Source organism: Martinezella lusitana (assembly GCF_016901135.1).
In the GTDB taxonomy this organism is placed as follows: domain Bacteria; phylum Pseudomonadota; class Alphaproteobacteria; order Rhizobiales; family Rhizobiaceae; genus Rhizobium; species Rhizobium lusitanum_D.
Genome location: NZ_JAFEVL010000078.1, coordinates 1 through 14,150 on the forward strand (window position 1 = coordinate 1; position 14,150 = coordinate 14,150).

General features: G+C 62.2%; 13 protein-coding genes. 2 read left to right on the plus strand and 11 right to left on the minus strand.

The genetic code is table 11. The features are described 5' to 3' along the window. Positions 1-349 precede the first annotated feature (349 nt). From JTP94_RS34830 to JTP94_RS34855, 6 genes are all read right to left on the minus strand, one after another. A complete protein-coding gene (locus JTP94_RS34830) occupies positions 350-1,414 on the minus strand; it encodes an ABC transporter ATP-binding protein (protein WP_204854896.1) in 1,065 nt (354 codons plus the stop codon). Further along, positions 1,411-2,340, minus strand: a complete 930-nt coding sequence (locus JTP94_RS34835) for a PfkB family carbohydrate kinase (protein WP_204854897.1) — start codon at positions 2,338-2,340, stop codon at positions 1,411-1,413. Before JTP94_RS34835 ends, JTP94_RS34830 begins: the two co-directional genes overlap by 4 nt. Further along, complete coding sequence (locus JTP94_RS34840; protein WP_204854898.1) at positions 2,341-3,363, minus strand: SIS domain-containing protein; 1,023 nt, start codon at positions 3,361-3,363, stop codon at positions 2,341-2,343. Continuing rightward, complete coding sequence (locus JTP94_RS34845; RefSeq protein WP_204854899.1) at positions 3,360-4,205, minus strand: carbohydrate ABC transporter permease; 846 nt, start codon at positions 4,203-4,205, stop codon at positions 3,360-3,362. Before JTP94_RS34845 ends, JTP94_RS34840 begins: the two co-directional genes overlap by 4 nt. Then, positions 4,205-5,089: a carbohydrate ABC transporter permease gene (locus JTP94_RS34850; RefSeq protein ID WP_204854900.1), complete on the minus strand. Its 885-nt coding sequence runs from the start codon at positions 5,087-5,089 to the stop codon at positions 4,205-4,207. The genes JTP94_RS34845 and JTP94_RS34850 overlap by 1 nt, the downstream gene beginning before the upstream one ends. A gap of 185 nt (positions 5,090-5,274) precedes the next feature. After that, a complete protein-coding gene (locus tag JTP94_RS34855; protein WP_204854901.1) occupies positions 5,275-6,513 on the minus strand; it encodes an extracellular solute-binding protein in 1,239 nt (412 codons plus the stop codon). Between the two features lie 228 nt (positions 6,514-6,741). Between JTP94_RS34855 and JTP94_RS34860 the strand changes: the two genes are divergently transcribed. After that, on the plus strand, positions 6,742-7,944 hold the full coding sequence (locus JTP94_RS34860) for an ROK family transcriptional regulator (RefSeq protein ID WP_204854902.1): 1,203 nt from the start codon (positions 6,742-6,744) through the stop codon (positions 7,942-7,944). Between the two features lie 4 nt (positions 7,945-7,948). Here the strand turns inward: JTP94_RS34860 and JTP94_RS34865 are convergent, their stop codons facing one another. Continuing rightward, positions 7,949-8,284, minus strand: coding sequence for a DUF6665 family protein (locus tag JTP94_RS34865; RefSeq protein WP_204854903.1), 336 nt, complete (start codon positions 8,282-8,284; stop codon positions 7,949-7,951). 232 nt (positions 8,285-8,516) lie between these two features. Here JTP94_RS34865 and JTP94_RS34870 point away from each other — a divergent pair, with 232 nt between their 5' ends. After that, a complete protein-coding gene (locus JTP94_RS34870) occupies positions 8,517-9,050 on the plus strand; it encodes a methylated-DNA--[protein]-cysteine S-methyltransferase (RefSeq protein ID WP_204854904.1) in 534 nt (177 codons plus the stop codon). Positions 9,051-9,286: 236 nt separating this feature from the next. Here the strand turns inward: JTP94_RS34870 and JTP94_RS34875 are convergent, their stop codons facing one another. The 4 genes from JTP94_RS34875 to JTP94_RS34890 are packed head-to-tail and all read right to left on the minus strand — an operon-like array spanning position 9,287 to position 14,139. After that, positions 9,287-11,290 carry an aldo/keto reductase gene (locus JTP94_RS34875; RefSeq protein ID WP_204854905.1) on the minus strand — a complete coding sequence of 668 codons (2,004 nt, stop codon included), beginning with the start codon at positions 11,288-11,290 and terminating at the stop codon, positions 9,287-9,289. A gap of 51 nt (positions 11,291-11,341) precedes the next feature. Next, complete coding sequence (locus tag JTP94_RS34880) at positions 11,342-12,430, minus strand: ABC transporter ATP-binding protein (RefSeq protein ID WP_204854906.1); 1,089 nt, start codon at positions 12,428-12,430, stop codon at positions 11,342-11,344. 15 nt (positions 12,431-12,445) lie between these two features. Beyond that, complete coding sequence (locus tag JTP94_RS34885; RefSeq protein WP_204854907.1) at positions 12,446-13,282, minus strand: carbohydrate ABC transporter permease; 837 nt, start codon at positions 13,280-13,282, stop codon at positions 12,446-12,448. Beyond that, the gene (locus JTP94_RS34890; RefSeq protein WP_204854908.1) at positions 13,279-14,139 is read right to left on the minus strand and encodes a carbohydrate ABC transporter permease; all 861 of its coding nucleotides are present in this window, start codon (positions 14,137-14,139) and stop codon (positions 13,279-13,281) included. The genes JTP94_RS34885 and JTP94_RS34890 overlap by 4 nt, the downstream gene beginning before the upstream one ends. Positions 14,140-14,150 lie beyond the last annotated feature (11 nt).

The following is a 14,150-nucleotide window of genomic DNA, read 5'->3' on the forward strand; positions in this document are numbered from 1 at the left end:
TGTCGCTCGGCACCCGTCAGGATCTCAACCTTGGCCATTCATACCCTGTTACGTCACAAATGAATCATCTGTGTCGTAACTTGAGCTAATTCCGCACCTAACCAAAACCGGCTCACCGGACGCTCACCGACCACAACAAGACCAAAACTGCGCCTGAAAATTTCATGCTGGCGGTCGTGAGAAAGAGCTGGCGACGAGCCAGCTAGCCCCGGCCTCCGTCCAGAGGATCACACGGGCGCCAGTTTAGCCGACGACATGCTGGATCATCGGGCGGATGACGGCGGAGCGCACCGCCATCTCTACGTTGTCAGTGGCTGGCCCGAGGATGCTGCGCCTGGCCCGAAAGGGCTCATTCGCAGCGGCGACCGGTGGCGCGGTCGAAGAGGTGCAACGCATTGGCGTCGAAGCCGAGCCTCAGCGTCTGCCCTGCGGCAATCGCAGTGCGCGGCGGCAGGCAAGCCATCAGCCGCTGCGAACCGGCTTGCGCGGTCACGATCAGTTCGGGACCTGTCAGTTCCGCGACTTCGCAAATGGCCTCCAGCTTGCCATGCTCGTCCAGACGCATCGTTTCCGGCCTGATGCCGACGACCAGTTCCTGTCCCTGTTTGATCCCGTCCTTCGTCGCAGGCATGGGCAGCGTGATCGAGGTGCCGTCGATGCACAGGACACCTGCCTCTGCGGTCGCGTTCAGCAGATTCATCGGTGGCGCACCGACGAAGGTCGCGACATAGAGTGTTGCCGGGTAGTTGTAGATCTCGTCCGGCGTGCCGAGCTGCTCGATCCGGCCGTCGCGCATGACGGCGATGCGGGTTGCGAGCGTCATAGCCTCGATCTGATCATGCGTCACGTAAACGACGGTGGTCTTCAGCATCTGGTGTAGACGTTTCAGCTCCGTGCGCATTTCCATGCGCAGCTTGGCGTCGAGATTGGACAGCGGCTCGTCGAACAGGAAGACTTCCGGTTTGCGCACCAGCGCCCGGCCGATCGCCACGCGCTGACGCTGGCCGCCGGAAAGCTGGCTCGGCTTGCGTTCCAAAAGCGCCTCGATCTGCAGCAGCTTTGCCGCCTCACGCACCGCCTTGTCGCGCTCGGCCTTGGGCACCTTCCGCATCTCCAGGCCGAAGCCGATGTTGCGATGGACCGAGAGATTGGGATAGAGCGCGTAGGACTGGAACACCATGGCGATGTCGCGATCCTTCGGATGTACGCCGAGCACCGAGCGATCGCCGATGCGGATATCGCCGCTCGTTGCTTCCGCCAGCCCCGCGATGATGTTCAAGAGCGTGGACTTGCCGCAGCCCGAAGAGCCGAGCAACACCAGGAACTCGCCGCTTTCAAGCGAGATGTCGATGCCTTTCAGCGTCTCGACCTCGCCATAGCTCTTGCGGATGTTCTGGATTTCGAGCGCGCTCATCGAACGGCCTCCTCGGATGCTTTTGCCGGGCCATAGCTGCGCGGCAGAGTGGAAATGGCGCGGGAAGCGACCGCAGTCCCGGCCGAAAGGCAAGCTGCAAGCGGCTCGCCGCGAGCAAGGGCGGCCAGGAAACCCGCGTTGAAGACATCGCCGGCACCGATCGTATCGACGACGGTGACACGCGGCGCGGCGGCCGAAACCACGCTGCCGTCGGCATCGATGGCAATCGCGCCTTCAGCGCCGCGCTTGACGACGACGATGGCTCCATCAGGCATGTGCGAACGAAGCGCGCTCGCGGCCTGAACCGGATCGTCCACGCCGGCAAGTGTCGTCGTTTCGACTTCGTTCATCAGCGCGATGCCGCAACGGGAGAGCCAATGCCGCGTCGAATCGCAATTCTTCTCAGTCCAGCCGTCGAGCGGCCAGCCGGTATCGAGCGCAACCGTGATCCGGTGTTCATCCGCCCAGTCGAACAGCGCTTCGTAGTCCCGTGTCAGGTCGTCGGTGAGGAAGGCGCCACACAGCAGCGCATAGCCGCCGGAGAGCTTCGTTCCGTCGAGCACGGCATGCACGTCGGCCAGAGTGAGCCGCGGCAGGTGCCCGCGTGTCGTGAAAAAGGTACGCTCCCCGTCGGGGTGAGTGATGCCGACCGACAGGGTCGTGCCCTCGGGGTGCACGGGCCATTTGCTGCTGCGGGCACCGAATGCTTCGCTGAGCCAGCGTCCGAACTGGTCGCTGCCGACATTGGCTGCGATCTCGTAATCGATGCCGAGCCCTTCCCAGGCGAGCGCGGTATTGCCCGCCTGGCCGCCGACGCGCAGCTCGTCGTGATCGACAATGATTTCCGTGCCGGCCTTGGGCCAAGGCTCGGCCGGCCCGAGGATCAGGTCGACATTGACATTGCCGATGACTGCAAGTGGCTTCATTCATTCGCTCCGGGTGATCTTGGTGGAGCGCACCGGCGTGCCGGCATTCTCGACCCGCGCATCGGCGAAGGCGATCATCAGCGCCTGCGCCACGGGCAGCATCTGGAAGATCGCGGCAAGGCCGCTTTCCGGCTTGAACCGAAGCGTGACGCAACCGGGGACCGGTTCTTCCTGCGAGCCGTCGAAGATGATCACAGGTGCACCTGTCTCGGTGGCGGAAACGGCCATGGCCGTCACGAGGCTGGCTGTCGCATCGTTGCCGCGGAAGAGCACGACGCCGATCGATGGCCCGAGCATTTCCATCGGCCCATGCCGCAGCTGCCCGCCTTCAAGCGAGAAGCAGGGGCGGCGCGACAGTTCGGTCAAGCCAAGCGCAAGCGCCTCGGCAACACCCTGCAGACGTCGGCCTGATGTGACGACGGAGGCGACGTTGGCAAGTGCTGCAAGTGCCGGCTCAATATCGAGCGTCTGCGGCGCGCGCAGCACCGCCAGTGCGCTCGCCGGATCCTGCCCGAGGGCGGCGAAGATCGCCAGATGCAGCGCGAAGCTCACGGTGAGGCTGCGGGTTGCGGCAAAGGCAAGCTCGGTGCCGCCGGCGCCTACCAGCGAAGGAGCGGTCCTCGCGAGGAAGGAGCTGCCCTCCAGTGTCAGGCCGAACGTGTCGGCATTGCCGCCGGTCTCGTCGAACCAGCGGAGCACTTCGGCGCTCTCGCCGGACTGCGATGTCACGAAGATCGTCCGGCCCTCGAGCGATAGCGGCTGGCCAAGTTGTTCGGAGAGCGGTAGCGCAATCGCGTCGATGCCGGCGGCGCGGTAAAGCGGCTCGACGGCGCGGTTGACGGCGTGGGAGCCGCCCATGCCGAGCAGCAGCAGCTTGCCGGTGCGCCTCAGCGAGGCCGCGGCCTTGGCAGCCATGTCGGTCGCCGCCTCGAAGGAGGCAATCGCATCGGCATGCTGGCGGGCCATTTCGCGATCGATTGCGGCAAGTCCGGCTGGGCGTGTTTTCTCTGCGGTCATGTTCATCCCTTGACGCCGCCGCTGGTCAGCCCGGAGATCAGGGCACGTTGCATGACGAGACCGATCAGCACCGGGGGCAGGGCGGCCAGCACGCCGGCAGTCGCGATCAGTCCGTAATCCGAGACACGGCCGCCGGCCAGATCGGCAATGGCGACGGTCAGGGTCTTTGCGCGCTGGTCGGAGGTGAAGAGCAGCGCATAGAAGAATTCATCCCAGGCAAGCAGGAAGGCGAAGAGCGCCGAGGTCGCCATGACGGGCATCGCAAGCGGCAGCGTGATGATCTTCAGCGTCTGAAACAGCCCGGCGCCATCGATCATCGCTGCAGCCTCGATCTCCTTCGGAATGGAATCGAAGCCGGATTTCATCAGCCAGGTCGTGAAAGGCGCAAGGATCGTCAGATAGACGAGCGCCAGCCCGAAGACGTTGTTAAGCAGGCCGAGATGGGCGAGACCCATATAGAGCGGCACGGCGAGCGCCACTGGCGGCAGCATGTAGGTGGCGATCACCATGGAGAGCGACCATCCCACAGACGGCGTGCGCGACACGGCCCAGCCGGCCGGAATGGCGAGCGCGATCGCAGCGATGGTCGCCATGCCGGCAACCTCGATGCTGTTGCGCAGCGACGAGGTAAAGGCGGCGCCCTCGCTGTTTTCCAGCGTCGACAGCAGCACCTTGTAGCGCGAGAAGTCGGCCGTCTGCGGCCACCAGCGCAAGGGCTTTGCGGCAAGATCGGCAGCCGGCGAAATGCTCATGATGAAGAGCCAGAGGATCGGCGCCAGGATGACGGCGGCGAGCAGCAAGGCACAGACATAGAGGAAGCAGGTGAAAAGCGGGCTCTTGCGTTCCATCAGGTGGCGCTCCCCGCGGTTTTGCGGACAAGGGCGGCATAGGCGGCGGCAAGCACCGTCACCAGCAGCGTGACGATGAGGGCAAGCGACGCGCCGGACCCCGCTCGCTGGAAGGAGAAGGCCTCCTGATAGACGAGGATGGACAGCGTCCGAGTGCTGTTTGCCGGGCCGCCACGCGTCATGACCCAGATGATGTCGAAGACCTTGAAGGCCTCGATGGTGCGCAGCACCAGCGCCACCATCAGCGGCCCCGCCAGATAGGGAAGGATGACGAAGCGGAAGCGGGTGAACGGCCCCGCACCATCGACCAGCGAGGCGGCGGTGATGTCGCGCGGCACGGCCTGCAGGGCGGCAAGCGCGATCAGCGCCACCAGCGGGAAGTTCTTCCAGCAATCGGCGACGATCAGCGCCGTCAGCGCCGTGCCCGGCTCGCCGAGCCAGGAGCGATAGGCGTCGATCAGGCCAAGCTGGGTAAGGGCTGCGTTCAGCGCGCCATATTCCGGATTGTAGATCAGCCGCCACAGGGTGGCGTTGACGACGGTCGGCAGCGCCCAGGGCAGGATCATCAGCGCGCGTAGCACGCCCCGGCCCTTGAATTCCTGGTTCAGGAGCAGCGCAGCAAGCACGCCGAGCACCATTTCGGCGGCAACGGATACGATCGCGAACCAGGCCGTGGTGATCAGGGTGCGTTGGAAATTGGGGTTCGCCAGCATCTTTGCGTAGTTGTCGATGCCGACGAAATTACCGCCGGTGCCGACAAGCTTTGCGTCCGTGAAAGAAAGGCCGACGGTATCGACGAGCGGCCAGCCGATGACGGCGACCATCACCACAAGCAGCGGCAACATCAAAAACCAGGCGCGAGTTGTCATAGAGGTGCCGGACATGGCAGGCCCCTTCTTTCATTCATCATGGAGGATCAAGAGGCGGGCGGCGATTAGAGCATGATGCCGAAAAGTGTGATCGGTTTTCGGTCGACATCATGCTCTCTCTTTTCTGATGCTAGAGCGGATTCAGATTTTAGGTCGAAAAGACCTAAAATCATCCGCTCTAGCGCCGCCCGGTCAGACTATCAGAGACCGCTGTTTTGGGCAGCCGACTTCAGCGCATCTTCCGGCGAAGATTGGCCGAGCAGCGATTCCTGGATCGCCTGCTGAAGTGCTGTGGACAGTTCCTGATACTTCGGCGTCGTAGGACGCGGATACATGGCGGCAAGCCCGACTTTTGCGGCCGAGATCAGTTCTTCCTGGCCCTTGGTAACAGCCGGATCGTCATAGGACGATGCCCAGATCGGCAGGCTGAGTTTGGCATACTGGTTCTGCGTTGCCTGCGAGGTCATGAAGGTGATGTATTTCCAGGCCTCGTCCGGATGCTTGCTGGCCGTGGTGATGCCGAGGCCCATAGAGCCGTTGACGGCGGAAGCCTCGCTCTTGCCGGCGACGCCCGGTGCCGGCACGACGCCGACCTTGCCGGCAACCTTGCTGTCCTTCGGGTCGTTCGCCATGTTGTACATGTAGGTCCAGTTCAGCGCGAAGGCGGCGTCGCCGTTTTCGAAGACCTTGCGGACGTCCTCTTCGAGGAATTCCTTGGAATTCGGATTGGTGAGGCCGGACTTGTAGCTGGATACCATGTATTTCAGAGCATCGAGGCCGCCGCCATTCTGGAAGTCCGGCTTGCCGTCCTTGATGAAATCGCCCTTGTTGGCGCTGACGAGCGTGGTGTAGTCGCAGATCGCGGCTTCGGCCTGCGACCAGCTCCAGGCGATCGGCGTCGCCAGAAGGCCCTTGTCCTTGATGATCTTGGCCTGTTCGGTCAGCTCGTCCCAGGTCTTCGGCGGCGTCTTGATGCCGGCCTTTTCCAGGATTTCCTTGTTGTAGAACAGGTACTTGGTGTCAAGAATCCAGGGCATGCCGAAATATTTGCCGTCATATTGGACAGTGGTCCACGCGCCCGGCAGCACGCCCTTCTTGGTATCGTCAGGGATGCGCGAGGAAACATCGACCAGAACCTTGTTGGTCGCGTATTCGGCCGGCCAGATGACGTCGAACAGCACGACGTCGTAGCCGCCGCCCGAACCCTGCGCCAGCACGGTCTTGTCGTGCAGGCCTTCATAGGGAACGAATTCGAGATTGACCTTGATGTCCGGATTGGCCTTGGTGAAGGCGTCCGTCATGGCGCGCACATCGGCTTCGCTATAGGCAGCCTGTGCCATGAAGAGGGCGTTCAGCGTCGTTTCGGCAAAGGCATGCGACGCGAAGGACACGCCGACCAGCGCTGCGCCGATCAGTGTCTTGTTCAATGATTTCAACATTCCAGCCTCCAGTTTTTTTGACAGTCACGCGATTTTCCAACGGCGGCTGAAATGTCGCCGTCAGGTGTCGAACGGGCAGCCGGCCTGGCTGCCGAACCTCGATCGGAGCGTCTTCGGAGCCTTGAAGCTCCCCTGCGTTCCCTCATGAAACTCTGTGGTTTCTTTTAAGTCAATTGTCTTGACTTATTTGTTCTTCAATATTCTATTGGTGTCAAGAGGCAAATGCACATGAACGATATTCGCCCGATCAGGGCCACGAGCGGAACGAACCACGAAGGCACCAGTGCCCATAACCGGCGGGTGATCATCGATGCCCTGCGGCTGAACGGCGCGCTTTCGCGCGCCGATCTCGCGCGCGCCACCCGGCTGACGAAACAGACGGTCTCCAACATCATGGAGGAGCTGGAAAACGACGGGTTGGTCACGTCGAGGGAAACGGTGCGCCGCGGCAGGGGGCAGCCCTCGACACCCTATGGCCTCGTGCCGGAGGGCGCCTTCGCGATCGGCCTGCAGATCGACCGTCACATCACCCGTGCCATCGCTGTCGATCTGGTCGGCAATGTGCTGATCGGCAAGGAGGCGAACCTGCCGGCCGGCGGACCGGCCACGGGCACCCCCGTGGTGCTGCAGCTCGTGCAGGAGGTCCGAACCGAGCTCAAGCTGCGTACCGCACAGGCGGAGAAGCGCCTCGTCGGGCTCGGCGTTGCGATGCCAGGTCCGTTCGGCATCGAGCAGGATGGGGACGACAATCCCTGGATGATGGGCGCCTGGCAGCGCTTTCCGCTATTGGAAACGCTTTCCGCCGGCACTGGCCTCAACGTCACCCTGCAGAACGACGCCGCCGCCTGCGCGACCGCCGAGCGCATGGTCGGCGCCGCGCATGGGCTCGACCATGCCGTCTGCCTCTATGTCGGCTATGGTATCGGCGCAGGCCTGATCCTCGGCGGCGATCTTTATAGCGGTGCCCATGGCAATGCCGGCGAAATCGGCATGGCGCTGCTCACGGCCGGCGGCAGGCTAACCCAGCTTGAACACCGCGCATCGCTGGCCTCGCTCTACGAGCATCTGGGCGTCGATCCGATGGCGCCGGACATCTATTCGCTGATCGACAGGCGCGCTGCCGCCGACGATCCGGAGATTCTCGCCTGGATCGAAAAGGCGGCGATCGACCTGCGCTGGAGCGTGCATCTCATCGAGACCATCTTCGATCCGCAGACCGTGATTCTGTGCGGCGGCGCGCCGGCAGCCCTTGCGACGCGACTAATCGACGCCATGCAACCGCTGTTGCCTTCCAATGCCGATCGCGCCGACCGGCCTTTGCCGCGCCTGCAGCTCGGCATGACCGACCCCTGGGCTGTGGCGCGCGGCGCGGCGGCCGAGCCGATCGGCCATGCCTTCGATCCGCGCTTCTCGGCGATCCTGAAGGCTTGAAAATTTAGGGGTGGCGCGGGCTCGCGCCGAGGCGCGCGAGCACTTTGTTGGGAATGCCATAGCGCTGAATGACGTCGCGGCCGTTGCGCAGGCCGCAGATCTCACGATGAATGAACATCGCCCAGACGGCTTGTGCGGCAGTATCGACCAGCCGCTCGTGTTCCATGCCGTGCTTGCCCTTGGCTTCGCCCTCTTGCAACGCCGCAAGCGCCGCCTCCACCTTGAGGCCGTTATGGCCGAGGGTGCTGGCACGCTCCGACATCAGCTCATATTCGAGAATTCCTAGGCCGGTCACCGCCATATTGGCTGGATTTAAACTGCTCGGCGGGCGAACTGTCATCTCTGGCTCCGGATGCTGATGATCTGTCCTGCCCGATTCTACACAATTCCGGTGCCATTTCCAAATCGGGACTGCGGCATTTTGATCGTCAAGGCACGGAATGCGGGCCCATGAATTTCCTGTCGCCAAGACGCTTTTCGGGTGGCTCATGCCCAGTATTTCGAGTCCTATGCCATGACTGCAAGCGGCTTGCCCGCCGTTCCATGGCGCGATTCGAGGAAAGGATATCGGCATGACCACATCCACGCGAAATGCCGGCAAGCAATATGTCTATCGGATCATGGCTTCGCCCGTCGGAGACTTGAAACTTGTCGGCAGCGATGACGGGCTTGCGGCCATTCTCTGGGATAATGACCGGCCCAATCGCGTGCCGCTGTCGATCGTCGCCAAGGACGATAACCATCCCGTCTTGCTGGAGACCGAGCGACAACTCCGGGAGTATTTCGCCGGCGAACGACAGGTCTTCGATCTCCCTCTCGATTTTTCAGGAACCGAGTTTCAGCGCAAGGTCTGGCAGGCGCTGCTGGCCATTCCGTTCGGCGAGACTCGCACCTACAGCCAGATTGCAGTTGGGATCGGGGCGTTTAAAGCGATCCGAGCTGTCGGCGCCGCCAATGGCCGCAACCCGATCTCGATCATTGCGCCATGTCATCGGGTGATCGGCTCGGCGGGCGATCTGAGAGGATTTGCCGGCGGCCTCGAGCGTAAGGCCTACCTGTTGCGGCTCGAAGGGGCCGGGACGAAAGCCTTCAATTTCGCCGCCTGACCGTTTGGCGATCATTGTCGGTATAACATGCAAAAGGCCCATCCGGTCTCACCGGGGCGATCGCATATGCGGCATGCCAGTGCCGTAATCTCCTTCTCCCCGAGGGGAGAAGGAGGGCGCGGCAACGACTTCCTCCCATATGAAAACAGCCCATCCGGTAGACCGGATGGGCTGTTTTCATTTTGTGCGATCATACGCAGCGGCTGATCGTGACGGCACGAACAGGCCGCATCGTTTCAGCCCTCAAGCCACTTCACCTGTTCCTGCGTCAACTTGATGTCGAGCGCCGAGAGGCTGTCTTCCAGCTCGGCGATCGTGCGCGGGCCGATCAGCGGGATAACCGGGAACGGCTGGGCAATGACATAGGCAAGCGCGATATGGATCGGATTGCGGCCGAGTTTCTGGGCCAATTCGATCGCCCTGTCGCGGCGACCGAAGTTGCGGTCGGAGTACCAGACGCGCACCAGTTCCTCATCGTTCTGCTTGTCACGGCCGGCGCGGTCGGTGAAGAAGCCTCGGCCCTGGCTCGACCAGGCGAAGTTCGGGATCTGCTTGGCGTTTAGCCAGGCCTTCCATTCGTCGTCGGAGGCGGCGATGCATCCGGCCCAGATCGGGTCGAGCATTTCCGCCAGCGAGAAGTTGTTGGAAAGAGCCGCCGGCGCGGCCTTGCCGTTCTTCTCGGCATAGGCGATCGCCTCGTCGAAGCGGGCGCGGGTCCAGTTCGAGCCGCCGAAGATGCCGCGAATGCGGCCGGCCTTGACCTCGGCATCCATGGCATCAACGAATTCGCCGACCGGGACGGCCGTGTTGTCGCGATGCATGAAATAGATGTCGACATAGTCGGTCTTCAGCCGGTTGAGCGACTGGTCGAGCTGCTTGGCTATCATATCCGGGTAGCAAAGTGGCGAATGCGCGCCCTTGCCGATCAGCACGATCTCCTCGCGCGGCACCTTCCGGCTGGTGTGCCAATCGCCGAAGATGCTCTCCGTTTTGCCGCCGCCATAGACATAGGCGGTGTCGAAGGCGTTGCCGCCGGCTTCATAGAAGGCGTCGAGCGTCAGGGATGCCGAGGCAAAATTCGGGAAGAATTCGAAGCCGAGCATGACGGTCGATGCCGGCTTGGTAATGCCGGGGATACTGCGCTTCGGGATGCTGTTGCCCTTGGCAACGGTCGCGCCGGCAATGTTCTTCGTCCGATGTGTCGCCTTCTCAACTTGGTACTCGAGACCGATGGAAGCGCGCCACTGATCGAGAACCCTGAGATTGCCGATCGAGTCGGCCCAGCCGATGCCGGGATAGGCGAATTCCTTGCCCCCGGCTTTGATGGCATCGCCGGCTGCATCGACTTCGAAGGAATAGAGCCAGCGCTCTTCCTTGACTTCGATGGTCTGGGTCTCGCCGCCTTTGATGAGCTCGATCTTGCCGACGCCGCCCTTGTGGCCGGAGGCGAACCAGAAGTCCGCAACTTCGATGCGTCCTTCGGAACCGATGATCCGCAGCGTGTTGTCTTGATTCGCCATGATCGAGCAGGAAACTTCGGCGATAACGTTATTCGGGAATTTGAGCACGGCGGACGCCCATTCGTCGACGCCCGTCTGGCCGAGATGGGCAACGCCCGACACCTTGTTGGGATCGAGGAACGGCTTGCCGTCGGCGGCACCGGCAATCAGGCGCGCCATCGATACCGGATAGCCGCCGACATCAAGGATGCCGCCGCCGGCCGTGTCGTTGGCAAACAGCCGATGTTCCGGCTTGACGGTGCCCATGTTGAAGCCGAAGGACGAGTGGATGATGCGCAGCTCGCCGATCGCGCCGCTTTTCACCAGCTCGATCAGCTTCGCCGTCTGCGGATGGACGCGGTACATGAATGCTTCGCCGGCGAAGACGCCGGCCTTTTTGGCTTCGTAATAGATCGTCTCGGCATCATAGGCCGACAGCGCGATCGGCTTTTCGACCAGAACATGCTTGCCGGCGCGGATCGCCTTGATCGCCCATTCGGCATGGCCGGTGTGCGGCGTGGCGATGTAGACGGCATCGATTTCCTTGTCGGCAAGCAGCGCCTCGTATCCGCTAACGATGCGGGCGCCAGGGAAGTTGTCGCCAAGGCCGGGCTTTTCGGGGTTGCGGCTGGCGATGGCCACCAGCTTGCCGCTGCGGGAATGGGCGATACCGTCGGCAAAGGTCTGTGCGATCCTGCCGGGGCCGATGATGCCCCAGCGGATGGTTGCGTCTTTAGTCATGAAACGATCCTTTCCTAAATCTGCATGCTGTCTTGGGAGGAAGGACAGCGCCTACCGCAATCGGTTGCCGGCGCTATCGAAGAGGAATGTCTTGGTCGCGGAGAGCGCGACGGTGAGCTTGTCCCGATTGCCGGTGTTGCGGGACTCTTCGCGTTCGATGACGATCTGTTCGCCGCCGGCGATGTTGGCGTAAATGTAGCTCGTATTGCCGAGATGCTCGGCGACATCGACGTCGACGGTCAAATCTGCATCGCCTCGTCCGGCGTCGAGGAAGTGTTCGGGGCGAATGCCGAGCGTCACCTGCTCGCCGATTTCGACCCCGGTTGCCGTGATCGGCAGTGACAGGCGGACGTTACGCTGGTCGCGAAGGACCACCGTAGTCCGGCCCCCCTGATTGTCGGTGACCTCGGCGCGCAGGAAATTCATCTTCGGCGAGCCGACGAAGCCGGCAACGAACTGGTTGACGGGATCGTCGTAGAGATCGAGCGGCGCGCCGATCTGTTCGATATTGCCGCCCCGCAGCACGACGATCTTGTCGGCGAGCGTCATCGCCTCCGTCTGGTCGTGCGTCACGTAGATCATCGTCGTGCCGAGCTTCTTGTGAAGGCGCGAGATTTCGACGCGCATCTGCACGCGCAGTTCGGCATCGAGGTTGGAGAGCGGCTCATCGAACAGGAAGATCTGCGGTTCGCGCACGATGGCGCGGCCGATGGCGACGCGCTGGCGCTGGCCGCCGGAGAGCTGCTTCGGCCGGCGCTGCATCAGCTCGGTGATCTGCAGGATCTCGGAGGCCTGCTTGACGCGGCGATCGGTATCCGCCTTCGGATTGCCGTTCATGCGCAGGCCGAAATTGAGGTTCTGCTCGACGGTCAGGTGCGGATAGAGCGCATAGGACTGGAAGACCATGGCGATGCCGCGATCGGCCGGTTCGACATCGTTGACGACGCGGCCGCCGATGCTGAGTTCGCCGCTGGTAATATCCTCCAGCCCGGCGATCATGCGCAGCAGTGTGGACTTGCCGCATCCGGAGGGGCCGACGAAGACGACGAATTCGCCGTCCTTCACCTCGAGATTGGCGCCGTGGATGATTTCCAGCGAACCGTAGCGTTTGACGATATTGGTAAGGGACAGTTCAGCCATACGGGTCTCCCGGAATTACTTGATTGCGCCAGCGGCGATGCCGGCGATGAAATGACGTTGCAGGAGAACGAAGATGACGAGGATCGGCGCCGTCAGCATCACGGCACCGGCCATGATGCCGCCCCAGGAGACCTTGGTGAGGCCGATCAATGTCCCGAGCGCCACCGGCGCCGTCATCATTCCCGGCCGGGAGTTGATGAGCAGCGGCCAGAGGTAGTTGTTCCAGGAGGCCAGGAACAGGATGATGGCGAGTGCTGCCATGGTCGGCCTTGCCAAGGGCAGGGCGATGCGCAGGAAGATCTGCCATTCCTTGACGCCCTCGACGCGAGCCGCGTCAAAGAGCTCGCCCGGCATCATCGAGAAGGCCTGGCGCATGAACAGCACGCCGAGAGAGTTGAAGAGCGGCGGCACGATCAGCGCGACCCAGGTGTTGGCAAGCCCGAAATTGCGCGCCACCATGATGAATTGCGGGATGATGACCACGGAATAGGGCAGCGTGATCGTTCCGAGGATGATGCCGATGACGACGGATTGACCGACGAAACGATAGCGCGCGAGTGCCCATCCCGCCATCGAGGTCAGCAGCACCGACAAGATAGTGTAGACGACGGCAACGACGATGGAGATCGTCAGTGCGCCCAGGAAGTTGGTATCGGCCTGCAGGTTCCGCACGTTGTCGAAGAAGCTCGTCGACGGCGTCATGATGATGTCTGGACTGAAGATGCCGTAGTCGGGCATTGTCGAGAAGATGAACATCATCCAGAGCGGAAACAGCCAGATGATGGCCAGCGGCGCCAGTAGCGCATGCAGCGCGATCGAGCGTTTCAGTGTGGATTTGGACCTTGATTTCATTTCGGTTCGCGCCCCACCCAGAGATTGAGGAGAGAGATGATCACCGCAAGCGCCGCCATGGTGTAGGCGATCGCCGAGGCATAGCCGAAGTTCAGCGATGTGAAGCCCTGCCGGTAAAGCAGGATGCCGAGCGTTTCCGTGGCGCCGCCGGGACCGCCACGATTGGTGATCAGGAACGGCTCGGTGAAGAGCTGCATGGTGCCGATGACGGAGAGGACCACGCAGAAGAGGATGATCGGCTTCAACAGCGGCAGGGTGATGTGGATAAACTGCTTGAAGCGGCTGACGCGATCGAGCGTTGCAGCCTCGTAGACATCCTCGGGGATCGATTGCAGCCCGGAAAGGATGATGATGGCGTTATAGCCTGCCCAACGCCAGGTGACGGCGATGATGATGAGCAGCATGGCTGCATGCGAATCGGAGAACCACGAGATGGGGCTGATGCCGACGCCGCCGAGGAGTTTGTTGATGATGCCGAAATCGACGTTGAACATCAGGCGGAATACGGCGGCATAGGCCACCTCGCCGACGACGACGGGCGCGAAGAACGCAAAACGGAAAAGGCCGCGCGCCTTCAACAGCGGCGAGTTCAGGAGCACCGCCATGACGGTCGCAAGCGCGATCATCACAGGCACCTGTACCACAAGGATGAGCAGCGTGTTTTCAAGCGCGTTATAGAAGGCCGGGTCGCCGAACAGGCGCCCCCAATTGATCGAGGCGCTGAATACCCACGGATTGACGCGCGTGTTCTGGAACGAGATCAGGAACGAGTCAATGATCGGCCAAACCCAGAAGGTAGCGAATACCAGAAGATAGGGTGCAAGGAACGCGTAGGCGCTCCGGTTTCGCAACCGCATGAAAGCCTTCT